Consider the following 25,423-nt stretch of genomic DNA (forward strand, 5'->3'; position numbering starts at 1 on the left):
CCGAAAATCAGGCCGCCTTCTCGCAGGTGAACTGACAGACGTCGGTGTAGCCCTGCCGGAACAGGTCGGCACAGCCGGTCAGGTACTTGTGGAACCGCTCGTAGATCTCCTCGGACGTGATCGCGATGGCCTCGTCCTTCTTGGCCTCGAGATTGGCGGCCCAGGTGTCCAACGTGCGGGCGTAGTGCGGCTGCAGGTGCTGCTCGCGGGTGACGGTGTAGCCGGCCTTGGTGGCGTGCTCTTTGACCATCGAGGCCAGCGGCAGACGGCCACCGGGATAGATCTCGTCCATGATGAACTTGATGAACCGCACCCGCGACATGGTCAGCGGCAGCCCCTTGGCTTTGATCTCTTCATCCTCGGGGATGATGATCGTGTGTAGCAGCATCACGCCGTCGTCGGGAAGCCAGCTGTACGTCTTCTTGAAGTAATCGTCGTACTTGCTGAAACCGAAGTGCTCGAAGGCGCCGATCGACACAATCCGGTCGACCTTGCCCTCGAACTCCTCCCACGGTTGCAGCCGCACTTCCATGTGGCGCTTGCTCTTGGAGTTGGCGAACCAGTGTTCCTCGATGTGCCGCTTCTGGTTCTGCGACAGGGTCAGCCCGATGACGTTGACGTCGTACTTCTCCACGGCCCGCATGATCGTCGAGCCCCAACCGCAGCCGATGTCCAGCAGCGTCATTCCCGGCTGCAGACCCAGCTTGCCGAGCGCCAAATCGACCTTGGCCATTTGCGCTTCTTCGAGGGTCATGTCGTCGCGCTCGAAGTAGGCGCAGCTATACGTCTGAGTGGGGTCTTGCCACAGCTTGAAGAACTCGTTGCTGATGTCGTAATGGAATTGGACTTCTTTGGCGTCCGACCCGCGTGCCTGGGCCGCAGATTTCGAAAGCCACTTGGATTGAGCTTGAGGCGTCTGGCTCTGGGTTTGACCTGAAGTTGTTGCCATAGTCCGTCCCTGGTTGGTACTTGGGGGCTGGCGTCCGCCGCTTGTACGGTTCTTGAGACTACATCTTCGAGCGGGCTTCGCAGCTGAGGCGTTCACCCGACGGGTCCGTGTAGTCAGCGCGAGCAGTCGACGGCTTGCGCCAGCTGTCCGTCGCCACATTGAAAATGTACCATCTGGTACATGATTACGGAGAGCAGCGTCGAGATAGCCGCGCCCGCGGCCGTGGTGTGGGACGTGTTCAGCGACGTCGAACGCTGGCCGGAATGGACAGCCTCGGTCACCCGCCTCGTCGGACTGGCCGGTCCCGCGCTGGCCGTCGGCAGGCGGTTCGCGATCAAGCAGCCCCGCATGCCGCGGCTGGTCTGGGAGGTCACCGAGCTGGAGCCTGGCAGCTCGTGGACCTGGGTACAGCGGTCGCCGGGCGGCGCGACCGTCGCACGGCATGACGTGCTCGCCACAGCCGGCGACTGCACGCTCGTGCGGCAGCAGCTCGATCAGCGAGGACCGGTAGGCACGCTGGTCGGCTGGCTCATGCGGCCGATGTCCAAGCGCTACCTCGACCTGGAGGCGCAGGGACTCAAGGCCCGCAGCGAGCAGCGCTGCCGCAACGGCGTCGACGGCCTCGATGGCCCGGTCTCCTGACGCGTCGCGACGCGCTGAGCTGCTCGGTGCGCTGGTCGACACGTTCGCGGCGGGCGGCATCGGCGACCGCTCGCTGCGTGAGGTGGCCCAGAGCATCGGCACCAGCCATCGAATGTTGTTGCATCACTTCGGTTCTCGCGACAAACTGCTGATGGCGATTGTCGACGAGGTCGAGCGCCGCCAACGTGCGTTGTCGCGGGAGCTGCCCAGCGAGCCGGCCGAGGCGTTCGCCGCGATGTGGGCCGACGTTCGCCGACCGCAGCTGCGTGCATTCGAGCGACTGTTCTTCGAGTGCTACGCGCGCGCGGCCCAGGGCGAAAAGCCGTACGCGAACATGCTGCCGGGCGCGGTCGACGACTGGCTGGCCGAATTCGCCGGGGCCGAACCGGCATTCGCCCGACTGGGCCTGGCCGTGATCCGCGGACTGCTGCTGGACTTGGTGGCCACCGACGACGACGCTGGCGTGGACGCGGCGGCTCAGGCGTTCGTCGAAATCATCCGCCGGTCATGACTGTCGCGGCCCTCGCGTCGTGCCGCTCCCGTTGGGGGACGACGACGTACTTGGGGTCGCGGGTGGACGCGACGCCCGCCTCGAACACGCCGAACCGCTGCAGCGCGCTGCCCGCGAGCAGCGCCAGCCCCGACAGCGCGACCACCGGCCGGCTGCGGCCGCCCGCGACCGCGCCGACCGCGCCACCGACCGTCAGGTACTCCGCCCACATCCGCAGCCGGTGCGCTTTACCTGTGGTGTAGGCCTCGCGGACCAGCCCGAGCCGCTGCTCTGACACTCGTGACGCCACGACTTCCAGCGCTGCGCCCGCGACCGCCATGCGTCTCGCAGGCGCGGACTCGTCGAGCGGTGCCAGCAGCATCCCCAGTCCACCTCCGCTGGCGGCCGCGGACCCGGTGAACACGAACGGAAGATACGGATGCGCGTCATGCCACGCCGGGACCGCCGTTTGCGACAGCAGCACTGCCGTGTACGACGCGACCCCGGGGGCCAGCGCCGCCGCGTGCAGGCCGGCCGGCCGAGCGAGCCGACTTGCGATTCGGCCAATTAGGTTGTCCTGCAGCCGTTGTGGCAGCAGCTCTGCGACCGCGGCCAGCCCCGCTCCGGGACCGTAGGCGCCGAGTATCCAGGTGCCCACGCTCATCGGCGAGCTGGGTTTGGCCACTCTGAGCATGTGGTGGAACCGCTCGGGCCGGCCGAGGTCGGCGATCAGCAGGTACATGCTCACCACCAGGCTGCCCAGCGCGCCCAGGCGGCCGACCCGCCGCAGGTGTGGGCGGTCGGTGAGGTCGGCCCCGGCCGCCAGTAACGCCGACCCCGCCGACAGGCCGCCCGTGAACAGGTAGGCCGCGATCATCCAGTTCCACACCGGCGACTTCAGCACCGGCCGGCCGTAGTACGACCGGAACTCCGCGCGGGGAACCGCCAGTTGCTCTTTCATCTCCTGCGCCCCACGAACGCGGACACCGCCGCGGCCACCAACGCCGACGCCGCCATCCCCGCGTAGCGCCACATCGCCGGTGCGTCACGCGTGGGCACCACCGGATCTGGTGGCAGCCCGTAGACCTCGGGCTCGTCGAGCAGCAGGAAGAACGCGCCGTTGCCGCCGACGCCGTCGTCGGGATCGTTGCCGTACAGCCGCGCCTGTGTGACACCGCGCGCGTGCAGGTCGTCGACGCGCTGCTGCGCCCGCTCGCGCAGCTCGTCCAGCGGACCGAACTGAATCGAGTCCGTCGGGCACGCCTTCGCACATGCCGGCTCGAGACCGTCGTGCAGGCGGTCGTAGCACATCGTGCACTTCCATGCCCGGCCGTCGCCCTCGCGGCGCTCGATCACTCCGTAGGGGCAGCCCGACACACAGTAGCCACAGCCGTTGCAAATGTCTTGCTGCACAACGACGGTGCTGAATTCGGTGCGGAACAGCGCGCCCGTCGGACAGACGTCCAGGCATCCGGCGTGGGTGCAGTGTTTGCACACGTCGGAGCTCATCAGCCACCGGAAGTTGTCGTCGGCGCGGGCCGGCTGCTCGACGAACGCGACGTGGCGCCACGAGTTGGCTCCCAGTGCACCGGTGTTGTCGAACGACATGCCCAACAAGTTGAACCCGTCGTCGGGCACACCGTTCCATTCCTTGCACGCCACTTCACATGCCTTGCAGCCGATGCAGACTGAGGTGTCGGTGAAGAAGCCGACTCGCTGCGGATGGTCGTCGTAGCCGGATTGGCTTGCGGGATCGGTCATTGCTGTTCCTCGGTGTGGGTGTCCAAGTGGGTGCCGGTTTGCGGTGTGATGCCCGCGCGATCGCGGTATTCGGCGATGTAGCTCAGCAGCGCCGGACCGCGCGGCCGCCGCCCAGGCTGGATGTCGCAGGTGAGCACCTTGCTCTCCTGGATGAATACGTTGGGGTCGGCGACCACGCCGAGCAGGTCGTTGACCACGTCGCCGTCGACAAGCCCCGAATGCCCCCAGTGATACGGCATCCAGATCTGGTGCACCACATGGTCTTCGATGCGCAGCGGACGCATCCTGTCGGTCACGAACACGCGAGCATCCACCGCGGTGCGGCTGGTGACGACGTGTGCCCACTCCATGTGTGTCAGCCCGCGCTCGGCTGCGAGCTCCGGCGACACCTCGACGAACAGTTCAGGCTGGAGCTCGGACAGATACGGCAGCTGCCGGCTCATCCCGCCCGCGGTGTGGTGCTCGGTGAGCCGCGCCGCGGTGAACACATACGGGAACACCTCACCGTGCTGTTCGGGTGGCGCTGGGTTCGACGGATTGTCTTGGCGCGCATACACTTTGCGCGCTGGATTGCCCTGCTGGCGATACAGCGCGTTGCGCACCGGAGACTCGTGCGGCTCGTAGTGGGTGGGCAGCGGACCGTCGAGCACGCCGTTGGGCGCGAACAGCCAGGCCTTACCGTCGGCTTGCATGACGAACGGGTCGTCGCCGCGCAGTGCCGCGACGCCGACCGCGTCGTCAGGTGGTTGGTAGTCGGGCGGTTTGGTCTTCTCGAAGTCGGGCACGTCGTCGCCGGTCCATTCGCCTGCATCGGCGTCCCACCAGACAAGCTTCTTGCGTTCGCTCCACGGCCGCCCCTGCGGGTCGGCGGATGCGCGGTTGTAGAGCACCCGGCGGTTCATCGGCCACGCCCAGCCCCACTCGGATTCGTTGCCCGGGGTGCGCCGTGCCGCCTGGTTGACGTCACCGGCGTACACGCCGCTGTAGATCCAGCAGCCGCACATGGTCGTGCCGTCGGCTTTGAGGTCTGTGTAGCCGTCGACGACGCGACCCGTCGTCACGTCGATGCCGCTGATGCGGCGCAGCACGTCCTCGCCGGAAGGCTCGTCGCCGTCCATCGCGTAGTCCCAGGAGAGGTCGAGCAGCGGCCGGTCCGTGGGATCGGTTGAGCCAGCGAGCTTTTCGCGCAGGATACGGCCGAGGTGATAGAAGAACCAAAGCTCCGAGCGCGCGTCACCGGGCGGGTCGACCGCTTTTTCGCGCCACTGCAGCATCCGCTGGGTCTGGGTGAAGGTGCCGGCCTTCTCGACGTGCGATGCGGCCGGGAACAGGAAGACCTCCGTGCGGCAGGTCTGCGGGGTGATCTCCCCCGTCTCGACCTCCGGGCCGTCCTTCCAGAACGTCGCGCTCTCGATCTCCACGAGATCGCGCACCACCAGCCAGTCGAGGTTGGCCATGCCGAGGCGCTGCAGCTTGCCGTGCGCGGAACCGACGGCTGGGTTCTGTCCGAGCAGGAAGTAGCCGAACACCTTGCCGTCGACCATGTCCATCACCGTGCGGTACGTGCCGTGGTCGCCGTTGATGCGGGGCAGGTAGTCGAAGCAGTAATCGTTTGCGGCGGTGGCGTTTTCGCCCCAGTATTCCTTCAGCAGCGACACCATGTAGGCATCGGCGTTGTGCCAGAAGCCTTTCTGGTTGCGGCTGATGATGTCGTCGAGGTAATCGCTGAGCGTTTCCTGCCCGGCGTGCGGCATCGCGAGATAGCCGGGCAAAAGGTTGAACAGTGTCGGTACGTCGGTGGAGCCTTGAATGCTGGCGTGCCCTCGTAGCGCGAACACGCCGCCGCCCGGTCGTCCGATGTTGCCCAGTAGCAGTTGGATGATCGATCCGGCGCGGATGAACTGCGCGCCCATGGTGTGCTGCGTCCAGCCGACGCTGTACACCAGCGCGGAGGTGCGTTCGCGGCCGGAGTTCTGCGCCCACGTGCGGGCGACGTATTCGAACTGCTCGGCCGGCACCCCGCAGACCCGCTCCACCATCTCGGGGGTGTAGCGGGCGAAGTGGCGCTTGAGGATCTGGTAGACGCAGCGGGGGTGCTGCAGCGTCGGGTCGGACGGGATGTCCTTGGCTCCTTGGACCGGTGCGCCCCCGGAGCCCTGCTGGTCGGGTGCGCTGCGTTCCTTGGCTCCTGAGCCACCGCCTTGGGACTCGGTCTGCTGGTACTGCCAGGTCGACGTGTCGTAGGACGCGGTGTCGCGGTCGTAGCCGCTGAACAGCCCGTCGAGGTCCTCGGTGTCTTGGAACCCCTCGTCGACCAGGAAGGCGGCGTTGGTGTACGCGGTGACGTACTCACGGAAGTCGAGCTCGTTGGACAGGATGTAGTTGATCACCGCGCCGAGGAATGCGATGTCGCTGCCGGCTCTCAAAGGCACGTGCTTGTCGACGACCGCGCTGGTTCTGGTGAACCGCGGGTCGATGTGGACCACTTCGGCGCCGCGGGCCTTGGCCTCCATCACCCACTGGAACCCAACCGGATGGGCCTCGGCCATGTTCGAGCCCATGATGACGATGAAGTCCGAGTTGGCAAGGTCTTGCTGATAGTCCGTCGCTCCGCCGCGACCGAAGGAGGCTCCCAGACCGGGAACCGTGGCGCTGTGTCAAATACGAGCTTGGTTCTCGATCTGTAATGCGCCCAGCGCGGTGAAGAGCTTCTTGATGAGGTAGTTCTCTTCGTTGTCCAGGGTGGCGCCGCCGAGGCTGGCGATGCCCATGGTGCGGCGCAAGGTGTTGCGGTCTTTGTCGAAGTCCTGCCAGCCTTTGGCGCGGGCGTCGAGCACGCGATCGGCGACCATGTCCATCGCGGTGTCCAGGTCGAGGGTCTGCCACTCGGTGGCGTACGGCGCGCGGTACTTGATTGTGGTGAGCCGCTGCTTGCCGGTGACGAGTTGCTTGCTCGCAGATCCCTTGGGACACAGACGACCTCGCGACACCGGGCTGTCCGGATTGCCTTCGATCTGGATGACCTGGCCGTCCTTCACGTACACCTTCTGCGCGCAGCCGACTGCGCAGAAGGGGCACACGGAGTGGGCGATGTGGTCGGCGTCGGCCGTGCGGGGTTGCAGTTGTTGTGAGCGGTGGGATTGAGCGGCCTTGCCGCGGCCCGTGCTGTCGCTGGAGGTGAGCTGCCGATAGACCGGCCACGACTCGATCAGCTTCCTGAAGTCCATGTGCCGCCCCTCCCGTGCTCGCCCCGGTGTGATTTCGGTGCGATTTCCGGCGCTGAGCGCCGCTTAGCGCACCGAAATCTACGAGCGACTCTAGGTGGTAAGCCCCCTGCTCTTGCTGAATTCGGCGCGTCAAAGATGTTCCGGGCGTACATGCGTGTGCCCGCCTGTTAGCGACAATTCACTGACGTGCGCAGACAGCGCTGTGGCCGCCGTCGGCGGGGTCCGCCGTTTATCTCGTTGACCTGCGCAAACGCATTGTCGCTACGAGGCGGGCATGACGGTCCCCGGCCGGAATTCTCGACGCGACGGTCAAGACGGTCCGACTATCCACCGGGCGCTGTCGTCGTCACGCCGCGTGATCCGGCGGGCGTCGAGGTGTTCGAGTAGCGGCACGGCGACTCGCCGGGTGGTGCCCAGAGCACGACGGGCCTCGCTGACCGTGAACGGTTGCGGCAGCGTGCGCAGAATCAAGGCCGCCCGGTCGAACACGTCGGGTCCCAACACCACACCGTCGCCAATGCGGGTCAGCCGTCCGGCACGCACCGCCGCAGCGAGTTCCTTCGGGCCGAGACCGAGGCCGGCCAGCTCGTCAGCCTCCGGGGCGCGGAACGGTTCCTCGGCCAGCCGTTCCTCGATGATGCGCACCGCCTTATCGACCCGCGCAGGCAGCCCGATCCCCGGCTTGCGGACTCGACCATCGGCAACCTCGAGCCCGGTGCCCTCCACCAGCGGGGCGACCAGCTCAGCGGCGGGCAGGCCGAGTTGTCGGCGCAAGGTCTCCAGTGGCATGCCCGCCGCAAGATCGTGTTCGGCAGACCAGGTTTCGACTGCGGCCACAAGATAACGCCGCCGTTCGGCCCACCACTTCGAGTCGACCACCCAGTCACCGACACGCTGCCCCGCAACAGGAAAACCCATGGCGCGCAGCTCCCTTGCACGGGCGCAAACAGGCGGATCGACCCGACCGCGGGCCAGCTCTTCGGCGCGCGCGCGTGCCGTCCCGCGGCGGCGCAGCGGCGCCGGCCGCACGTCGAGCACCTCGATGCCCGCCACGATCCGATGCTCACCGGGATCACGCAACAGCCCGACATCGCCGATGCGCAACGGCAACGGCCTGGCCAACCGAAGCCTCGCGGCCGCGCCGAGCGGACGCACATGCGCCGGCACGTTGGCAGAACCGATGTGCAGCACCAACTCTCGGTGCAGCTGCCCCGGCTTGCGCAGCGCCACGTCGATCTCGGCGGTGTCCAGCCATGCGCCCGGGGTGCGAACCGTGTCGCCGCGGCCGATGTGCTGACGGTCGACGCCGCGCAGGTTCACGGCGACGCGCGCCACTGCCGCGACTTCGGCGTGGTCGCGGCCCAGCGACTGCAGACCGCGGACGGTGACGCGCCGCCCCCCGTGTTCGAGCTCGTCGCCGACTCGGATGGTGCCTGCAGCCAGGGTGCCGGTGACGACGGTGCCTGCGCCACGCACGGTGAACGAGCGGTCTACCCACAGCCGCACGTCGGCGTCGCGGTCCGGTGCCGGCAGCTGGTCCGCCAATGCCGCCAACTGGGTACGCACCTGCTCGAGGTCGGTGCCCAGCACGACCGGTGCATGTGCGAGTGTCGTGTCCGAAAGCCGTTGCCGCACTTTGTTTCTCACTGGCGCCGGATCCGCGAGATCAGCCTTACTGATCACCACCACGGCATGCCGCACTCCGAGCGCGTCGAGCGCGGCCAGATGCTCGTCAGACTGCGGCATCCATCCCTCGGTGGCCGCCACGACGAACATCACGGCCGGCACCGGGCCGACGCCGGCGAGCATGTTCGCGACGAACCGCTCGTGTCCGGGCACGTCGACGAACGCGATCTCCCGGCCCTCGATCGAGGTCCAGGCGAACCCGAGATCGATCGTCAGCCCTCGGCGTTGCTCCTCGGCCAGCCGGTCGGGCCACATGCCGGTGAGCCGCTGCACCAGCGTCGACTTGCCGTGGTCGACGTGCCCGGCCGTCGCTACTACGAACACGCCCTGACCGCCGCCAGCAGCAGTTCGTCGTCCTCGGGTGCAACCGTGCGCAGGTCGAGCACGCAGCGGCCACCTTCCAACCGCCCGACGACCGAAGGGGCGCCGGTGCGCAGCGGCGCCGCGTACCGCTCAGGCAGGCTCACCCCGGCGCTCGGCAGCTGCACCCCCGGCGCGCCACCGCCGCCGACCGCGGCGATGCAATCGACGGCGTGCGCGTCCGAAAGTTGTGCGGCGAGGTGCTCCGCGCGCCGGCGCAACGACGCGACGTCAGCCGAAAGATGCTCGACCACCGGCGGCGGCGGACCTACCAGCGTCGCTTCCAGCGCGGCGAGCGTCAGCTTGTCCACGCGCAGTGCCCGCGCCGCCGGGTAGCGCCGCAGCCGCTCGATCACGCCGGCCCGGCCGAGTAACAGGCCGGCCTGCGGTCCGCCCAGCAGCTTGTCGCCGCTGGCGGTCACCAGATCAGCACCGTCACGCAAAACCGTTGTGGCATCGGGTTCGTCAGGCAAAAGAGGGTGTGGGGTCAGCAGCCCCGAGCCGATGTCGACGACGAGGGGGACGTCGAGTTTGGCCAACTCGGTGACCGCAACCGCCGACGTGAAGCCGGTGACGTGGAAATTCGACGGGTGCACCTTGAGCACGAAGCCGGTGTCGGGGCCGATCGCGTCGGTGTAGTCGCGCAGGCTGGTGCGGTTGGTGGTGCCGACTTCACGCAGCCGCGCCCCGGTGGACTCCAGCAATTCGGGGATGCGGAAGCCGTCGCCGATCTCCACGAGCTCACCCCGGCTGAGCACGATTTCCCTACCGTCGGCCAGCGTCATCGCGGTCAGCAGCAGGGCGGCGGCGTTGTTGTTGACCACGTGCACGCCCTCCGCGGCCGGTACGGCGCGCGCAAGTGCGGCCAGCGCGCCGCGGCCGCGGCGCGCGCGACGGCCGGTGGCGAGGTCGAATTCGACGTCGGTGGCCCCGCCCGCGGTCACCACCGCGTCCAGCGCGGCCTGCGACAGCGGTGCGCGCCCGAGGTTCGTGTGCACGATCACGCCGGTGGCGTTGATGACCGGCCGCAAGGTGGTCGCACGTGTCGGCAAGCCGGCGACCGCGGCGTCGGCGACCTGCTCCGGAGTGATCTCGCCCGCACGTGCACGCTGCTGAGCTTGCGCCACAACGGTTTTCACCAAGGTGCGGCCCAGCACGCGTTGGGCCTCGGCGAGCCGCGGATCGGCCAGCAGCACGTCGGTGCGCGGCACGCGCCGCCGCGGGTCAGCCATCGACGGCCTCTGGACTATGGCGGAGGCGGACGGGAATCGAACCCGCCAGCGACAGAACCTGCCGCTCAACGATTTTGAAGACCGCGCCGGCCACCAGACCGGATACGCCTCCCTGGGCCATGACGCCATCATGGCAACTTGGTAGGGCAGCATGGAACGGTGGCCTACCGATTGACCCAGTACGCGCACGGCGGCGGCTGTGCCTGCAAGATCCCGCCCGGCGAGCTGGAAGACGTGGTCCGCGGGCTGTCGACGTCCGCGCCGCGGGATCCGGCCGGCGAACTGCTGGTCGGCCTCGACAGCGGCGACGACGCGGCCGCGGTGCGGATCGAAGGTGACGTGGCGCTGATTGCGACGACGGACTTCTTCACCCCGGTGGTCGACGACCCGTACGACTGGGGCCGCATCGCGGCGACGAACGCGCTGTCGGACGTGTACGCGATGGGTGGCCGGCCGGTGGTGGCGGTCAACCTCCTGGGCTGGCCACGCGACGTGCTGCCGTTGGAGCTCGCCGCCGAAACTCTGCGTGGCGGATCGGACGTCTGCAACGCCGCCGGATGCCACCTGGCGGGCGGACACAGCGTCGACGATCCCGAACCCAAGTACGGGCTGGCCGTCACCGGCATCGCCGATCCGAATCGGTTGCTGCGCAACGATGCCGGTAAGCCGGGACTTCCGCTGTCATTGACCAAGCCGCTGGGCATCGGGGTGCTGAACAGCCGCCACAAGGCGACCGGCGAGCGGTTCGCTCACGCGATCGACGCGATGACCACCCTCAATGCGGATGCGGCCAGAGCCGCTCTGCAGGCCGGTGTCGAATGCGCCACGGACGTCACGGGTTTCGGGTTGCTGGGCCACCTGTACAAGCTGGCGCGGGCCAGTGGTGTCACCGCGGTGATCGACGCAGCGGCGGTGCCGTACCTCGACGGCGCCCGCGACGCACTGGCGGCCGGCTACGTCAGCGGCGGGACCCGGCGCAATCTCGACTGGGTGGCCCCCCATGCCGACTTGTCGGCGGTCAGCGAAGAGGAGGCGCTGCTGTTGGCCGATGCGCAAACCTCCGGCGGGCTGCTGATCGCCGGGGAGATTCCGGGCGCGCCCGTCGTGGGCGAACTCGTGCCGCGCGGCGAGCACGCGATCGTGGTGCGCTGACGAACTAAGGACGACAGCCCAGCGGCTGCGGCAGACGGGTGATCATCACGCCGCCGTCGGTCAGGGAGACCCCGATGGTGTCGGCGGCCGATCCCCACGCCCACGTCGTGATCGCGTCGCTCAACTCGCCGCACCAGGGCATCCCGTTCAGCGGCGCATACGTCGGCAACTCGGCGCGCATCTGTGCGACCAGCTCATGATGGCTGCCGGGCACCTCCCAGAACTCGAAACCCGGCGGTGTCGGCCGCTTGCCGACGTAGGGCCGCGCGCCCACCGGCAGCGTGACCTCTGGCACCAACTGCGAACGCGGACCGCCGAGGTCGGGCAGCGGCGAGGCGGAGGGCTGCGCGGCCGTCGTGGCGGCAGGCGACGCGGTTGGCCGCGACGGCGTAGTCGCGACGAGTATCCCGACGATCAGCGCGCTGACGGCCGCCGCGATCGCACCCAGCGCGAGCCAGCCTCGCCCGGACAATGGCGGGTGGGGCGTCTGCGGTTCCGGCGTCGTCATCGTTCCCCCTGTCGCCAACCTAGGGACGCATACCTGCGCTATCCGACCACACTTGACGTTGCACTGGAGACCGGACGGTCAAATTCCCCTGTTCGCAGCGCATCCGCTGCATTTCTGCCAACCCTGGACAACTTTCTGCCAACCCGGAACTAAAAGTTTCGGCCGCCCTGTTTTCACGGTCGACCGGCCAGGAGAAACCCACCGAGTCGGTCAGCAGACAAGCACAGAGCGAGGCACGACAATGAAGAAGAACGTCACATTCGCCACGATCGCAGCGAGCGCGCTGGCCGCGCTGTCCATCGGACTGGCCGCCCCGGTCGTGGCCGTCGCGCCGGCCGACAACGGGCACGATACGGTCGGTGTCGACACGAACAACTATCCGACGAATGCGCAAACGCCTTACGGCACATACCAGAACCCGCACAAGAGCGGAGCACACTGACGCTAGCCATTCGCGAAACAACGGGCGCCTGAAAAGGCGCCCGTTGTTTCGTTGTTGGTCGGAGTGATGCTGTTAGGGCGCGACCGGCCGGCGGCCGAGCGCAGAATCAAAGCGACAGCCGACCAGCGAGACGAACGGTGCGAACATGCGAGTTGACGGGCGGGACATCACCGTTTCGGGCAGCTTGCTGCAGCCGTTGACGCGACGCACCAACGACATCCTGCGGCTCGCGCTGGCCACGGTGTTCCTGGCGATCGTGGTCACGGGGTCTCTTGTCACCCGCACCGAGTGGATGGCGTTGGAGAAGTCCATCTCCCGGATCGTCGGCATTCTGCCGCCCGCCCAAGCCAATCTGATCTATCTGGTGTACGGCTTCGCGATCCTGGCGTTGCCGTTCTTGATCCTGGTCGGGCTGATCGTCGCCCGCCAGTGGAAACTGCTCGGCGCGTATGCGGCGGCCGCGCTGATCGCCCTGCTGGCCCTGTCGATCACCGGCAACGGCATCGCCGCGCCGCGATGGCACGTCGACCTCTCCGAAAAGCTGGACACCACGCTGTCGCAATTCCTCGACGACCCGCGCTGGATTGCGATGCTCGCGGCGGTGCTGACGGTCTCGGGCCCCTGGCTGCCCAGCCGGTGGCGACGCTGGTGGTGGACGCTTCTGCTGGCCTTCGTGCCCATACATCTGGTCGTCAGCGCCGTCGTGCCGGCACGTGCGCTGCTAGGTCTCGCGGTGGGCTGGTTCGTCGGCGCATTGGTGGTGCTCGTCGTCGGTACACCGGCGTTGGAAGTGCCGCTCGACGGCGCCGTGCGGGCGTTGGCGCGGCGCGGATTCCATGCCACCGCGCTGACGGTGGTGCGGCCAGCCGGCCGCGGACCGCTCGTTTTGTCCGCGGCGTCGTCGGAACCCGGCACGCCCGCGATCGTGGAGATGTACGGGCCGAACCAGCGCAGCGGCGGTGTGCTGCGGCAGCTGTGGCGCAAACTCAAGCTGCGCGGAACCGAGACCGCCCCACTGCAGGCCTCGATGCGCCGCGCCGTCGAGCACCGCGCGCTGATGACAATTGCGATCGGCGACATCGGCATCGCCAACACATCCGCGGTCGCGGTCGCGGAGCTGGACCGTGGGTGGCATCTTTACGCCCACACGCCCGCCCGCGGCCGCCCACTTGACGACGCGATTCCCGTTGACCGCGTGTGGGATTCGTTGCATCTGCTGCATGACCAGCAAATCTCGCACGGCGACCTGCGGTGCAAGGAGATCACCGTCGAGGACGGCGCCGTGCTGTTCGGCGGATTCGGCCGCGCGGAGTACGGCGCCGCCGACGCTCAACTGCAATCCGACATCGCGCAGCTGTTGGTCACCACCACCCACATCTACGACGCCAAACGGGCGGTGGGCGCGGCGATCGACGCGTTCGGCAAGGACACGATTCTCACGGCGTCGCGCCGGCTCACGAAATCGGCTGTGCCCAAACGGCTTCGCGCCTCGATCACCGATGCGGCTGCCGTGATCTCTGCCGCCCGCGACGAGGTGAAACACCAGACCGGCGCCAACCAGATCCAGACCGAGACCATCACCCGGTTCACCCGCCGGCAACTCATTCAATTGGTGCTACTGGTCGCCTTGGTGTACGTCGCGTACCCGTTCATCAGCACGCTGCCGACGTTCTTCTCCGAGTTGCGGACCGCGAACTGGTGGTGGGCGCTACTGGGTTTGACGGTGTCGGCGCTGACGTACATCGGCGCAGCGATGGCGTTGTGGGCGTGCGCCAACGGATTGGTGAGCTTCCGGCACCTGGCGATCATGCAGGTGGCCAACACCTTCGCGGCCACCACCACGCCGGCCGGCGTCGGCGGGCTGGCACTGAGTACGCGCTTCTTGCAAAAGGGCGGACTCGGCGCGGTGCGCGCCACTGCCGCGGTGGCGCTTCAGCAGTCGGTCCAGGTGATCACCCACGTGGGGCTGCTGCTGTTCTTCAGCGCCGCGGCAGGCGCGTCAACCGACCTCTCCCACTTCGTGCCGTCGGCCACGATCCTGTACCTGATCGCCGGTCTGGCGCTCGGTGCGGTGGGCGCTTTCCTGTTCGTGCCCCGGCTGCGTAAGTGGCTGGGGACCGCGGTGCGGCCGCGTCTCGAAGAGGTGGGCGCCGACCTGGTCGACCTGGCTCGCGAACCGAAGCGACTCGCAATGATCGTGCTGGGTTGTGCAGCAACAACTCTCGGGATGGCGCTGGCGCTGTGGGCGAGCGTGGAGGCCTTCGGCGGTGGAACCACGTTCGTCACCGTCACCGTGGTCACGATGATCGGCGGCACGCTGGCGTCAGCGGCTCCCACACCCGGCGGCGTCGGCGCCGTCGAAGCCGCGTTGATCGGCGGGCTGGCCGCGTTCGGTGTGCCGGCGGCTGTCGGCGTGCCGTCGGTGCTGCTGTACCGGGTGCTGACGTGCTGGTTGCCCGTATTCGTCGGTTGGCCGATCATGCGGTGGCTGACCAACAAGGACATGATTTGACCAGCCGCATCGCCAGTCACCTGCGTACGTCGTGCAGGATCGCCATGTTGGGCACGGTCTCGAGTTCTTCGACGGAGTGGCTGAGCAGAATACGGCTTCGGTTGGGCGACAACAAGATCGACAGGTGATGATGCGGCCGGTCGTCGTCGGTGAACGAGATGCGGTCGATTCGGATGATCGGCGCGCCGATTGCGACGTCGAGCAGGCGCGCGTTGCGGGGGTTGGCGATCTCAGCGCTGAACTCATGCTGCATGCGGGTGAATTTGACGCCCGCCTCGGCGAGAAGTTGAAACATCGGTGTGTGCGCCATCTTCTCAGCGGTGACAGTTTTGGCGAGATCGGCAGGCATCCAGGCCTCCGTGACCATCAGCGGTTCGCGGGTGCGACGCGCGCGCCGGACGGCGAGGACGTACAGCGCGTCGCCGGCCAGACCGATTTTGTCGGCGATCACCGGCGGGGTGGTGCGGACGCCGAAGTCGACCACCTCGACGCCGGATTCGAATTGGATCCGATGCATCTCGTCGTCGTAGAACCGGCTGGCCGTGGGCTCGTCATGCGAATCACGTTCGCGCACAAACGATCCCACGCCTTGGCGGCGCATGATATAGCCCTGGGCCGCGAGATCGGCCAATGCGCGCCGGACGGTGATGCGAGAGACACCGAACTGGTCGCACAATTCCTGCTCCGTCGGCAGCGGCTCGCCGGGGGCGATGGCACCGCGGGCGATCTCGTCGTGCAGCACCAAGAACAGTTGCCGGTGCAGCGGCACCCCTGCGCCGGCACGGACCAAGACAGGTGTGTTGCGAGTCTCGTCCACGGCTCCTTTTTGCCCTTGCCGTCGGTTGTGTTGTCTTATTACTATAACAACATTATGTCTTCTGCGGCTCCTAGCGAAGTACCTGAGTGACCGTCACCCAGGAAGCAGTCCGATGGCCGACCCCCCGGTGAACCGCGAGATCTTGCTGAAGGCGCTCGCTCGGCTCAGCGCCGACCAGCGTGCGGTGATCGACCGGTGCTACTACGGCGCGCAGACGGTCGCGCAAATCGCCCGCGAGTTGAAGCTCGACGAAACCACGGTGCTGTCCCGGTTGCACTACGGGATGCGCGCCCTGCGCTCGTCGCTTGGTGAGTCGGGAATCGCCGAAGCGCTCGGAGCGCCGCCGGACCAGCCGGCGTCGCCGTAGATAACGTCCTGGTCACGACCGCGAAGAACGCCATATCGCGTCGCCGTCGGCAGTAAAGTCCCGCTCGTGGCCACGAACCCGTTTGCCAACGCCAGAGGGCGGTGGCTGGCGTTCGCGGTTTCACTCGCCGTGTCTGCGGCCATGTTCTACAGCCAAGGCAAAGAGACGCACTGCTGCGCCGCGGCACCGGCAGCGGTGCCGACTGCTGCTGCGGCGGCGGCGCCGGCCGATCCGCCCCGGGTCGCCAGCCCCGAGGAGGCGCAACTGCTGGCGGCGAGCGCACCGATCTCAGCCGCGGACCTGCAGTTCGCACTGCCTCGCGGTGTGGCCCCCGAAGACGGCCTGCAGGTGCACACCATCTGGGTCGCGCGGGCCATCAGCGTGATGTTCCCCGAGATCACCACCATCGGCGGGTTCCGCCAGGACCCGCTGAAGTGGCATCCCAACGGCTTGGCGATCGACGTGATGATCCCCAACCACCACTCGCCGGAGGGCATCGCGCTGGGCAACCAGATCGCCGGCTTGGCGTTGGCCAATGCGCAACGGTGGGGCGTGCTGCACGTGATCTGGCGGCAGGGGTTCTATCCGGGCATCGGGGCGCCGAGCTGGACAGCCGACTACGGCAATGAGACCGCGAACCACTTCGACCACGTCCATATCGCCACCGACGGCGGCGGCTATCCGACGGGGCGCGAGACCTACTTCCTCACGTCGATGCGGCCGGGCTAACCGGTCCTGACCGGAAGCTGTGCCCACCCCCGCACACTCGACGTCCGAGCGCGTCGCGCATTGTCGTAGTCGACCTCCCAGTCGGTCCACCGCTTGAGCACTTCCTCCAAGGCGACTCGTCCTTCGAGGCGTGCCAACGCCGATCCCAGGCAAAAGTGCAGTCCCTGTCCGAAGCTCAGATGCCCGGCTTTGCGGTGGATGTCGTAGCGGTCGGGGTCGCTGTATCTGGTCTCGTCACGGTTGGCCGACCCGTTGAGCAGCAGCATGTACGAGCCCTCCGTGACGGTGTGCCCGTACAACTCGACGTCGCGGGCGACGTAGCGCGCCTGCACGGGTGAGGGGGGTTCGTAACGCAGCGTCTCTTCGACTGCCGACGGGATGAGCGAGGGGTTTGCGACGAGTTCGCGGCGCTGGTCGGGATGTTCGCCGAGCAGTTGGCCCATGAATCCGATGAGCCGAGCGGTGGTTTCGTTGCCGGCCCCGGCGATCATCGCAGTGTAGGCGAGCACTTCGGTACGTTCGAGCCGGCGCCGCGAGCCGTCTTCTTCTTCCACCTCTGCGTTGAGCAGATCGGTCATCAAGTCGTCGGACGGATGGGTCGCCCGCCACTCGATGTACTCGGCAAACAGCGCGATCGCGTCCTGAAAGACCGTCGGGCTGAGATCGCCGACGTTGTCCTTCGAGTCGACGGTGATGCTCTTGTCGTTGCGATCCCGGATCTGCTGTTGCGCCTCTTCCGGAATGCCGAGCAGGTAGCCGATGGTGCGCATCGGCATGATGGCACCGAGATCCAGCACGAAGTCGAATCCGTCGACGTCGCGCAGCGGATCCATTGCGCGACAACAGAATCCGCGGACCAGGTCTTCGACCGCCATCATGCGCCGCGGTGTGAAAACCCGGGACAACAACCGGCGGTGCAAGTCGTGCAAGGGCGGATCCTCGAAAAGCAAGATGCCCGGCGGCACTTCAAGGCCGCTGAACAAGATGTCTGCCGTCGTGCCGCGTCCCGACCGATACGTCCGCCAATCGGGAAGCGCACGCGCCACGTCGTCGTAGCGACTCAGCGCATAGAAGTTGTACTTGTCGTTGTAATAAAGCGGGGCTTCTGCGCGCATTCGCTTCCACACCGGATAGGGATCGTCGTCGATGTCGAAATCGAACGGGTCGTAGTACAGCTCCGCAGTCTGCTTGGTGCTCACTGATGCTCCTCCCTACCGGGGTTGGTTCGGCACTCCGGGGAACAGCTGCACTGTCGGCCCCGAGGTGACCCAGCCACCGAGCTTCGTCACCAGCTGTGGCGCGAAAACGGCGCCGTAGACGACGTTTCCGATGACGACGACGGCCACGATCGACAGGATCGACGACTGGACGCGGGTGTGCGACACCCTGTCGGCCCACATCTCGATGACGTTGCGTCCTTGCGCATCCGTCCGCCCGAGAAGGTAAGTGAAGACCATCATCTGGATCCCCATCGCCAGCGCGTCGTAGATCGGATATTGATGCAGCGTGCCCTCGAACAAGCCGAGGCCCGGAATCACGTAGGCGTAGTAGAAGACTCCGAGCCGGGCCCCCAGGCCGGCGTTGAATATCAAAGCCCAGCAGAAGCCGACGACCAGACCGACTGCGAGAAGCGTTATTGGCCTGCGCCAGTTGAACTTTGCGCTCAGCCGACGTCCGAGTGCCGCACCTATCACCGCGGGCACGCAGAAATAGCCGATGTAGCCGATCGGAACCGACGACGGCAGGCCGCCCCAGGTCATGTTCAACGGCCACCACGAGGGCATGCGTGGCAGTGCCGGTGGAAACTGCGCGTACATCGCCCAGTCGTAGGGTGCCTCGATCCACGAGAACGAGATCGCCGAAATGCAGAGCAGAAGAAGCGGGTGCAGACGTCGCCGGCGGACGCTCAGATACACGCCGGCGACGAGGAAAAGGATGCCGCTGGCCCAGCCGAAGATGACCGCAGCCACGAGCAACGGGGTCAGCTCTGTGTTCACGGTTCGTGCTCTTCGCTTGTGCCACTGCGCGCTTCGGGATCGAAGGACACGACCAGACCGAAGATCAGGACGATCAGGCCGAACAGGGTGCCCAGCATGATCACTGCTCCCACGACCACGCCCCTTTCGCCGCTCACGTTTTATAAAAGTGAATACTATTCTAAGGGCCCCGGTCAAGACCGCTATCGTGGATGCCGTCAAACCGCTGAGCGCGGTTCAAGGAGTGAGGCCGTGGCCCAGCGACGTTCGATCGACAAGACGCCGGTTCAGGCGATCCGCCGGCCCCGTGGCGAACCGCGAAGGCTTCTGCTCGATGCGGCACGAGACCTGTTCGCCCGTCGCGACTACCGGAGCACGACGACGCGCGAAATCGCCGAGGCGGCCGGAGTCAGCGAATACCTGCTTTTTCGTCACTTCGGCTCGAAGGCCGGCCTGTTCCGGGAAGCGCTCGTCTTACCGTTCACCGGCATCGTCGACGAATTCGCGCAGACATGGCGGTCGGTGGTCCCCGAGCAGACCGACGAGGAAGAGCTGGCGCGTCATTTCGTCGAGCAGCTCTACGACGTGGTCGTCGAACATCGGGGTCTGCTGCTGACGCTCGTCGCCTCCGAGGCGTTCAGCGACGACGAGATTGCCGACGCGGGCATCGCCGATATCAGACGGGCGCTGGCCTTGCTCAGCCGAATTGGCGCTGAAGGCATGCGATTGCGGGGGATGCGGTCGAGCGAGGCGGACCTACCGGCGCATTCGACCGTGGCCATGATCGTCGGCATGGTGGCACTGAGTTCGACGTTCTTCGGAGCGCAGCAGCCGTCGCGCGAAGCGATCGTCAACGAACTGGTTCAGGCGGTCCTGCACGGGTTCCTGCACCGGCACGACTGAGGGGGTATGTCGCGCCGCCTTCGCAAGAGCCGAGACCCGTTGTGCCCGCCTCATAGCGACAATTAGGGCCGCTGATCCAGACGACGGGCTACCCGACCGGCCGCGGACCCACTAACTTGAGTTCATCAGCGGCGGGTGCAAGTGACCGAGGAGTCGCCATGACGTTCGCGTATCAGGACATCGCCAAGCTCGTGGGCATCGCGACAGCGGCAGCAGCACTGGGGCTGGCCACGGCGACCGGCGCGACCGCTGACTCTGACGACGACGCGTTCCTGCGCGCACTCAATGCCGACGCACTGTCGTTCGACCTGCCGCAGGTAGCGATCCAGAAGGCCTACGTGGTCTGCCAGGCATTTTCAGCAGGCGCATCGCCGGCGGACATTCTGAGCAAAATGCAGACCACGTTGCCGATGACGCCACGCCAGACGGCGATATTCATGACCAGGTCCGTGCAGGTCTACTGTCCGCAGTACGGTAGCCAGCTGTCCGGCTGAAACCCTCCGCGGACTTCGGTGGCAAGTGCAGCGTTCTGCATCAGGCGCAGGGCTAGTTATTGCGCGGCGCCGACGCCTCGAATTACGCAGTTCTGAGAATCAACACACCACCGACCACCAACGCTATGCCGGTCAGCCGAAGGGCCGTGACCGGATCACCGTACAAGACGATGCCGAGGAGGACGGCTCCTGTCGCACCGACGCCGGTGAACACCGCGTACGCCGTTCCCACGGGGATGCTCTGCATCGCGAGGGTCAAGGGATAGACCGCCGCGACCGCGAGCAGGAAGCACAACAGTGTCGGCAACGGCCGGGTGAAGCCCTCGGTCGGTTTGATGCTCTGCGACCATGCCACCTCTGCCAGCGCGGCAGTCAGCAGCCACGCCCACCCGCTCATCGCGCACCTGCCAACGTTGCGGCGAGCTGGTGCGCCAAGCGTTCGGCCCGTCTCGCGGCTCCTACCAGATCCGGCCCGGGAAACGTTGGCTGCAGGCGTATTTCATGAATGTCGGTGATGCCGCAGTACTGCAACCACCACCGCAGATACGTGGACTGGTGGTCGGTGCCAAACGTCGGTGGCACACCCGGCGCGTAGACGCGGCTGGTGTAGACGGTCACCGCACGGCGTCCGGCGAGCAGGCCCCGGTATCCGGTCGCCGGATCGAACGTGAACGCGATGCCCGGCTGGGTCACCGTGTCGACGAACAGCTTCAGCGACCACGGGATTGCACCGTTCCACATCGGTACGGCGAAAACCAGCGTGTCTGCCGCCTGCACGCGCGCGGCGATGTCGAGGACCGCAGACCAATCCCGTGCCGCCTCCTCGGGCACGGCCTGGCCCGCGATCACCGCCATCTTCGCCGCGACATGTCGCTGGCCGAATGGCGCGATGTCGGTGAAGGTGTCGAGCCGGTCCACCTTTGTGTCGGGCTCGTGCTCACGGTAGGCGTTGACGAACGTCTCGGCGAGCCTCAGCGAATGAGATTCGTCGCCACGGGGCGACGCATTGACCAGCAGCATACGGGCCATTTCGATCACTCCCTAGTTGCGGAACACTGTTCCTTACCATGAACGCCCCATATGCGGAACGCTATTCCGCAATAGCATGCGACCATGGACGGGTGGCAACCGCAGCGCGAAGCGGCGGCGCGCAACGAGGCGAAGGTGCTGGACGCGGCGCGCACGCTGCTGCGCTCACCCGACGCCGGCGATGTCGACATGCGCAACATCGCACGGGCGGCGGGTGTCGGCGTCGGCACTTTGTACCGTCGGTTCGGCGACAAGGCCGGACTGCTGGCCGCGGTGGTTGGCGAAGACGAGAGGACGCTGCAGGAGGCGGTGCTGACCGGCCCCCCGCCGCTCGGCCCCGGCGCGGAGCCGGCGCAGCGGTTGGCTGCGTTCATCGACGCGCTCGTGGCGCTTACCGAACGCAACCTCGGCGCGCTGCTGGTGACCGACGCGACCCCGCCCGGGCGGCTGAAGATCGGCGCTTATCAGGGCTGGCGTCTACATCTCGTAGCGCTTTTGCGCCGGGCGCGAGATGACTTCGACGCCAAGGACGCCGGCTGGCACGCCGACGTCCTGCTCGCGACGGTCGATCCGCAGCTGTACGCCTACCAGCGGCGAGAACTTCGGCTGAGCAAGCGGCGTATCGCCGAGAACGCCAAGGCGCTCGCCGCTGCGATCGCGGGCGACTAAGTCCAAAGACTCAACGCTCACGACGCGGCAAACGTGCGCAAAGAAAAAGCCCTGAACCCCAAACGCAGGTTCAGAGCTATTCCTATGTCCTGACACATCACTCGGTGGCAGGTGCAGGATTCGAACCTGCGTAGGCGTAAGCCGACGGATTTACAGTCCGCTCCCATTGGCCGCTCGGGCAACCTGCCGTGGTGCGAATAGCAGGGTACAACGAGCGCCCTCGAGACTGAAAAACCATGCACCTGCCTTGGGCTTCCGGATCGCGTGCGACGAAGATGAACACCACGCACACACCGGCATAACTCCAGGAGGACCGGATCCCATGGCGGATTCATCGTTCGACGTCGTCAGCAAGGTGGACCGGCAAGAAGTCGACAACGCGCTGAACCAAGCCGCGAAGGAGCTGGCCACCCGCTTCGACTTCCGCGGCACCGACACCAAGATCGCGTGGAAGGGCGACGACGTCATCGAAATCACCTCGTCCACCGAGGAGCGTGTCAAGGCCGCCGTCGACGTCTTCAAGGAAAAGCTCGTCCGCCGCGACATTTCGATGAAGGCCTTCGACGTCGGCGAGCCACAAGCCTCGGGCAAGACGTACAAAGTCAGCGGCACCATCAAGCAGGGCATCTCGAGCGAGCACGCCAAAAAGATCACCAAACTGATCCGGGACGAGGGCCCGAGAAACGTCAAGACGCAAATTCAGGGCGACGAAATCCGCGTCAGCAGTAAGAAGAGAGACGACCTGCAGGCGGTCATTTCCCTTCTCAAAGGAGCCGACCTGGACGTCGCCCTGCAGTTCGTCAATTACCGCTGACGCGGAAATAGCTGCTAACGACGTGCCGCCGATTGCTGCGGCGTGTCGTTCTGGTATGTGCCGTACGGCGTTTGACCTGGCACAGCCCAGGAGCCGTGCGCGTTCGCACCCCGCGGGTCAGGCCCGAAGTCCCCTGGTCCCGACGGGCCCGCCATGGCTGGAGCGGCCAGCGCCATGAACAATGCGGACAACGCGGCGCCGGTAAGGGCAGCCATTCTTGTTCGCCTCATTTCGGTCCTCCTGATTGCGTTCATAACACCAGGTTAGAAGCGCTTTGACGCACCGGGAAGAAACTCATGTGAAATACAAAGAATGGCGCCGGATGCTATTTACGTGATTCCGACGGCTGCCTGGGCAGAATCCACCGCGACATTGTCGACCAGCGGAAGCCGCACCCGAAACACGGTTCGGCCGTCCGCCGATTCCGCGGTCACCGAGCCCTCGTGAGCCTCGACGATCGACGCGACGATCGCCAGCCCCAAACCCGTGCTGCCGGAGTGGTGCGACCTCGCCTTGTCGGCCCGCACGAACCGCTCGAACAAGTGCGGCAACAACTCCGGATCGATGTCGGGCCCGTCGTCGGTAACGGTCAGCTCCGCGTAGTCGCCGTCGCGCGCGATCGCCGTCGTGACCGTCACCCCGGCAGGCGTGTGCACCCGCGCGTTGGTCAGCAGATTGCTCACCAACTGATGCAGCCGCGCCCGATCACCACGAACCCACACCGGGTCGTCGGGCAGATCGGTGAGCCAGCGGTGGCCCGGACCCGAGACCGCGGCGTCGTTGACCGCATCGATGGTGAGATCGACCAAATCGACGATGTCGGTCTCCAGGTCATGTCCTTCGTCCAGGCGTGACAGCAGCAGCAACTCCCCGACCAGCGACGCCATCCGCCTGGCTTCGGCCTCGATGCGCGCCAGTGCGTACTCGGTGGTGGGCGGAAGCTCGGCGCTGTCCTGGCGGGTCAGCTCGGCGTAACCCTGGATCGCCGCCAGCGGCGTACGCAGCTCGTGGCTCGCGTCGGCGAGGAACTGCCGCATCCGCCGGTCCGATTCCGCGCGCTGCGCCAGCGCCGAGTCGACGTTGGCGAGCAGCCGGTTCAACGTCTCGCCCACCATGCCGACTTCGTTGTCCGGGTCGGTGTCGCGCTCGCGTACCCGCGCGGTGATGCGGTGATCGTCCAGCGGCGCCTTCGCCGCCTTCGCGGCAGTGGCTGCGACGCGGCGCAGCGGGCGCAACGCATACCGCACGACCAGGAACGTGGCACCCGCCGTGACCAGCAATGCGACGACGATCAGCGCGCCGGTGACCACCATCTTTTGCCTGACCGCATCGTTGGCCTCCTCCAACGACACCCCCGACACGATCACGCTGCCGTCGCCGATACCGCGGCTTTGCATCCGATACGAGCCCAAACCGGCCAACTCGACGGTTCGCGGCGGACCGTCCGACCACGACTGCGCCTTGATCTCGGAAACCACGTCGGACGACGCGGGCACCGGTTCACCGTTGGAAAAGACCGCGGCCTCGACGACGTCGCCGTTGCGCAGGACCGCGATCACGTTGCCTTCGGCATGTCCGACGAACGCCGCCAGTGGTTCCTCGGTGTTGGTGATCTTGATGCGCTCGGCGGTCACTTTGTCGAACGACTCGCACACCGCGGCCAGCGACCGCGACACCTCCGAGTCCACCATGCCGGTCACATAGCTGCGCAGCACGAGCACCGACACCGCTCCGACCGCCAGCAGCACCACCGACACGACCGCGGTCACGCCGATGATCAGCTGTCGCCGCAGCGACCGCGGCCACCACCTGCGGACGGCACTCATCGGGGCGGGCGCAGCATGTACCCCACACCGCGCACGGTGTGGATCATCGGCTCACGGCCGGCGTCGATCTTCTTGCGCAGGTACGAGACGTAGAGGTCGACGATGCTCGCGCGGCCCCCGAAGCCGTAGTTCCACACGCGATCGAGGATCTGAGCACGGCTCAACGCCCGCTTCGGATTGCGCATCAGGTACCGCAGCAATTCGAACTCTGTGGCGGTCAATGCGATCGGCTCGCCCCCGCGGGTGACCTCCCGGCTCGCGCCGTCGAGCACCAGATCACCGACCTTGAGCACCTCGTCCTCGGGAGCCGCCGTGACGTTGGACCGCCGAAGCAGCCCGCGAAGCCGCGCGACGAGCTCTTCGAGGCTGAACGGCTTGGTCATGTAGTCGTCGGCGCCCGCGGTGAGCCCGGTGACCCGGTCCGTCACGGAGTCGCGTGCCGTCAGGAACAGGATCGGCGTGTAGGTCTCCGCCTCGCGGACCCGGTGCAGGATCTGCATGCCGTCCATGTCGGGCAGCATGATGTCGAGAACGAGGATGTCCGGCTCCATCTCGTCGAACTTTCGCACCGCCTCCTGCCCGTCATGTGCGACGTCGACGGTCCAGCCCTCGTAGTGCAACGCCATCTTGACCAGGTTGGTGAGCGCCGGTTCGTCGTCGACAAGAAGCACCCGGATCGGTGAGCCGTCGGCGCGATGCATCTTGGGCAGCTGCCCCAGGATCGCTTGGCGAGGGCGTTGGTTTCGCGCGGGCACAGACAGCGTCGTCATGATTCCATAGTCCAGATCGCATATGTGACTGTCACGTCCTTCATAGAGTTTTCCTATCTGCGCTGCTC

The 25,423-nt window shown here is 66.6% G+C and carries 25 protein-coding genes and 2 tRNA genes; 11 read left to right on the plus strand and 16 right to left on the minus strand.

Annotated elements, in window-relative coordinates; translation table 11 throughout:
• Positions 1–7: 7 nt before the first annotated feature.
• Positions 8–949, minus strand: coding sequence for a cyclopropane mycolic acid synthase family methyltransferase (locus AC5Y4C_RS02990; RefSeq protein WP_499906017.1), 942 nt, complete (start codon positions 947–949; stop codon positions 8–10).
• A 180-nt stretch (positions 950–1,129) separates the two neighbouring features.
• Between AC5Y4C_RS02990 and AC5Y4C_RS02995 the strand changes: the two genes are divergently transcribed.
• Positions 1,130–1,591: an SRPBCC family protein gene (locus AC5Y4C_RS02995; protein WP_499963357.1), complete on the plus strand. Its 462-nt coding sequence runs from the start codon at positions 1,130–1,132 to the stop codon at positions 1,589–1,591.
• Positions 1,575–2,102 carry a TetR/AcrR family transcriptional regulator gene (locus AC5Y4C_RS03000; protein WP_499963358.1) on the plus strand — a complete coding sequence of 176 codons (528 nt, stop codon included), beginning with the start codon at positions 1,575–1,577 and terminating at the stop codon, positions 2,100–2,102. Before AC5Y4C_RS02995 ends, AC5Y4C_RS03000 begins: the two co-directional genes overlap by 17 nt.
• Here the strand turns inward: AC5Y4C_RS03000 and nrfD are convergent.
• The 6 genes from nrfD to AC5Y4C_RS03030 all read right to left on the minus strand — a co-directional run bounded on the left by nrfD (position 2,086) and on the right by AC5Y4C_RS03030 (position 10,459).
• Positions 2,086–3,042, minus strand: coding sequence for an NrfD/PsrC family molybdoenzyme membrane anchor subunit (gene nrfD, locus AC5Y4C_RS03005; RefSeq protein WP_499963359.1), 957 nt, complete (start codon positions 3,040–3,042; stop codon positions 2,086–2,088). The genes AC5Y4C_RS03000 and nrfD overlap by 17 nt on opposite strands.
• Complete coding sequence (locus AC5Y4C_RS03010; protein WP_499906006.1) at positions 3,039–3,842, minus strand: 4Fe-4S dicluster domain-containing protein; 804 nt, start codon at positions 3,840–3,842, stop codon at positions 3,039–3,041. The genes nrfD and AC5Y4C_RS03010 overlap by 4 nt, the downstream gene beginning before the upstream one ends.
• On the minus strand, positions 3,839–7,069 hold the full coding sequence (gene fdh / locus AC5Y4C_RS03015; RefSeq protein WP_499963360.1) for a formate dehydrogenase: 3,231 nt from the start codon (positions 7,067–7,069) through the stop codon (positions 3,839–3,841). The genes AC5Y4C_RS03010 and fdh overlap by 4 nt, the downstream gene beginning before the upstream one ends.
• Before the next feature lie 309 nt (positions 7,070–7,378).
• A complete protein-coding gene (gene selB, locus AC5Y4C_RS03020; RefSeq protein WP_499963361.1) occupies positions 7,379–9,079 on the minus strand; it encodes a selenocysteine-specific translation elongation factor in 1,701 nt (566 codons plus the stop codon).
• Positions 9,070–10,347, minus strand: a complete 1,278-nt coding sequence (gene selA / locus AC5Y4C_RS03025) for an L-seryl-tRNA(Sec) selenium transferase (protein WP_499963362.1) — start codon at positions 10,345–10,347, stop codon at positions 9,070–9,072. The genes selB and selA overlap by 10 nt, the downstream gene beginning before the upstream one ends.
• Positions 10,348–10,364: 17 nt before the next feature.
• Positions 10,365–10,459 (minus strand) — tRNA-Sec (locus AC5Y4C_RS03030).
• Between the two features lie 47 nt (positions 10,460–10,506).
• Between AC5Y4C_RS03030 and selD the strand changes: the two genes are divergently transcribed.
• On the plus strand, positions 10,507–11,499 hold the full coding sequence (selD, locus tag AC5Y4C_RS03035; RefSeq protein WP_499963363.1) for a selenide, water dikinase SelD: 993 nt from the start codon (positions 10,507–10,509) through the stop codon (positions 11,497–11,499).
• A gap of 4 nt (positions 11,500–11,503) precedes the next feature.
• Here selD and AC5Y4C_RS03040 read toward each other — a convergent pair whose 3' ends face one another.
• A complete protein-coding gene (locus tag AC5Y4C_RS03040) occupies positions 11,504–12,007 on the minus strand; it encodes a hypothetical protein (RefSeq protein WP_499905994.1) in 504 nt (167 codons plus the stop codon).
• 241 nt (positions 12,008–12,248) lie between these two features.
• Here AC5Y4C_RS03040 and AC5Y4C_RS03045 point away from each other — a divergent pair, with 241 nt between their 5' ends.
• Entirely contained in the window at positions 12,249–12,449 is a 201-nt protein-coding gene (locus tag AC5Y4C_RS03045; RefSeq protein ID WP_499905989.1) for a hypothetical protein, read from the plus strand.
• 145 nt (positions 12,450–12,594) lie between these two features.
• Positions 12,595–14,961 carry a lysylphosphatidylglycerol synthase domain-containing protein gene (locus AC5Y4C_RS03050; RefSeq protein WP_499963364.1) on the plus strand — a complete coding sequence of 789 codons (2,367 nt, stop codon included), beginning with the start codon at positions 12,595–12,597 and terminating at the stop codon, positions 14,959–14,961.
• Between the two features lie 16 nt (positions 14,962–14,977).
• Here the strand turns inward: AC5Y4C_RS03050 and AC5Y4C_RS03055 are convergent, their stop codons facing one another.
• Positions 14,978–15,778, minus strand: coding sequence for a GntR family transcriptional regulator (locus AC5Y4C_RS03055; protein WP_499963365.1), 801 nt, complete (start codon positions 15,776–15,778; stop codon positions 14,978–14,980).
• Between the two features lie 112 nt (positions 15,779–15,890).
• On the opposite strand from AC5Y4C_RS03055, the gene AC5Y4C_RS03060 reads away from it, so the two are divergent.
• Together AC5Y4C_RS03060 and AC5Y4C_RS03065 are read left to right on the plus strand one after the other, a co-directional pair.
• A complete protein-coding gene (locus AC5Y4C_RS03060) occupies positions 15,891–16,145 on the plus strand; it encodes a sigma factor-like helix-turn-helix DNA-binding protein (RefSeq protein WP_499963366.1) in 255 nt (84 codons plus the stop codon).
• A 141-nt stretch (positions 16,146–16,286) separates the two neighbouring features.
• Positions 16,287–16,874 (plus strand): VldE C-terminal domain-containing protein, encoded by a 588-nt coding sequence (locus AC5Y4C_RS03065; protein WP_499906359.1) that lies wholly within the window; start codon positions 16,287–16,289, stop codon positions 16,872–16,874.
• Here AC5Y4C_RS03065 and AC5Y4C_RS03070 read toward each other — a convergent pair.
• Both AC5Y4C_RS03070 and AC5Y4C_RS03075 read right to left on the minus strand, forming a co-directional pair.
• Positions 16,871–18,073: a cytochrome P450 gene (locus AC5Y4C_RS03070; protein ID WP_499963367.1), complete on the minus strand. Its 1,203-nt coding sequence runs from the start codon at positions 18,071–18,073 to the stop codon at positions 16,871–16,873. The genes AC5Y4C_RS03065 and AC5Y4C_RS03070 overlap by 4 nt on opposite strands.
• A 12-nt stretch (positions 18,074–18,085) precedes the next feature.
• Positions 18,086–18,871: a spirocyclase AveC family protein gene (locus AC5Y4C_RS03075; RefSeq protein ID WP_499963370.1), complete on the minus strand. Its 786-nt coding sequence runs from the start codon at positions 18,869–18,871 to the stop codon at positions 18,086–18,088.
• A 231-nt stretch (positions 18,872–19,102) separates the two neighbouring features.
• On the opposite strand from AC5Y4C_RS03075, the gene AC5Y4C_RS03080 reads away from it, so the two are divergent.
• Positions 19,103–19,753 carry a TetR/AcrR family transcriptional regulator gene (locus AC5Y4C_RS03080; RefSeq protein WP_499963490.1) on the plus strand — a complete coding sequence of 217 codons (651 nt, stop codon included), beginning with the start codon at positions 19,103–19,105 and terminating at the stop codon, positions 19,751–19,753.
• A gap of 158 nt (positions 19,754–19,911) precedes the next feature.
• Entirely contained in the window at positions 19,912–20,247 is a 336-nt protein-coding gene (locus AC5Y4C_RS03085; protein WP_499963372.1) for a DUF732 domain-containing protein, read from the plus strand.
• Between the two features lie 82 nt (positions 20,248–20,329).
• On the opposite strand, the gene AC5Y4C_RS03090 is transcribed toward AC5Y4C_RS03085, so the two are convergent.
• Both AC5Y4C_RS03090 and AC5Y4C_RS03095 read right to left on the minus strand, forming a co-directional pair.
• The gene (locus AC5Y4C_RS03090; protein WP_499905967.1) at positions 20,330–20,644 is read right to left on the minus strand and encodes a DMT family transporter; all 315 of its coding nucleotides are present in this window, start codon (positions 20,642–20,644) and stop codon (positions 20,330–20,332) included.
• Entirely contained in the window at positions 20,641–21,276 is a 636-nt protein-coding gene (locus tag AC5Y4C_RS03095) for an FMN-dependent NADH-azoreductase (protein ID WP_499963373.1), read from the minus strand. Before AC5Y4C_RS03095 ends, AC5Y4C_RS03090 begins: the two co-directional genes overlap by 4 nt.
• An 84-nt stretch (positions 21,277–21,360) precedes the next feature.
• Between AC5Y4C_RS03095 and AC5Y4C_RS03100 the strand changes: the two genes are divergently transcribed.
• Positions 21,361–21,945, plus strand: a complete 585-nt coding sequence (locus AC5Y4C_RS03100) for a TetR/AcrR family transcriptional regulator (RefSeq protein ID WP_499963375.1) — start codon at positions 21,361–21,363, stop codon at positions 21,943–21,945.
• A gap of 105 nt (positions 21,946–22,050) precedes the next feature.
• On the opposite strand, the gene AC5Y4C_RS03105 is transcribed toward AC5Y4C_RS03100, so the two are convergent.
• Positions 22,051–22,133 (minus strand) — tRNA-Tyr (locus tag AC5Y4C_RS03105).
• Positions 22,134–22,267: 134 nt separating this feature from the next.
• On the opposite strand from AC5Y4C_RS03105, the gene AC5Y4C_RS03110 reads away from it, so the two are divergent.
• A complete protein-coding gene (locus AC5Y4C_RS03110; RefSeq protein ID WP_499963377.1) occupies positions 22,268–22,759 on the plus strand; it encodes a YajQ family cyclic di-GMP-binding protein in 492 nt (163 codons plus the stop codon).
• 329 nt (positions 22,760–23,088) lie between these two features.
• On the opposite strand, the gene AC5Y4C_RS03115 is transcribed toward AC5Y4C_RS03110, so the two are convergent.
• Positions 23,089–24,585: a sensor histidine kinase gene (locus AC5Y4C_RS03115; RefSeq protein WP_499905951.1), complete on the minus strand. Its 1,497-nt coding sequence runs from the start codon at positions 24,583–24,585 to the stop codon at positions 23,089–23,091.
• On the minus strand, positions 24,582–25,355 hold the full coding sequence (locus tag AC5Y4C_RS03120; RefSeq protein WP_499905948.1) for a response regulator transcription factor: 774 nt from the start codon (positions 25,353–25,355) through the stop codon (positions 24,582–24,584). Before AC5Y4C_RS03120 ends, AC5Y4C_RS03115 begins: the two co-directional genes overlap by 4 nt.
• Positions 25,356–25,423: the final 68 nt, after the last annotated feature.

Source organism: Mycobacterium sp. NGS35, from assembly GCF_059812855.1.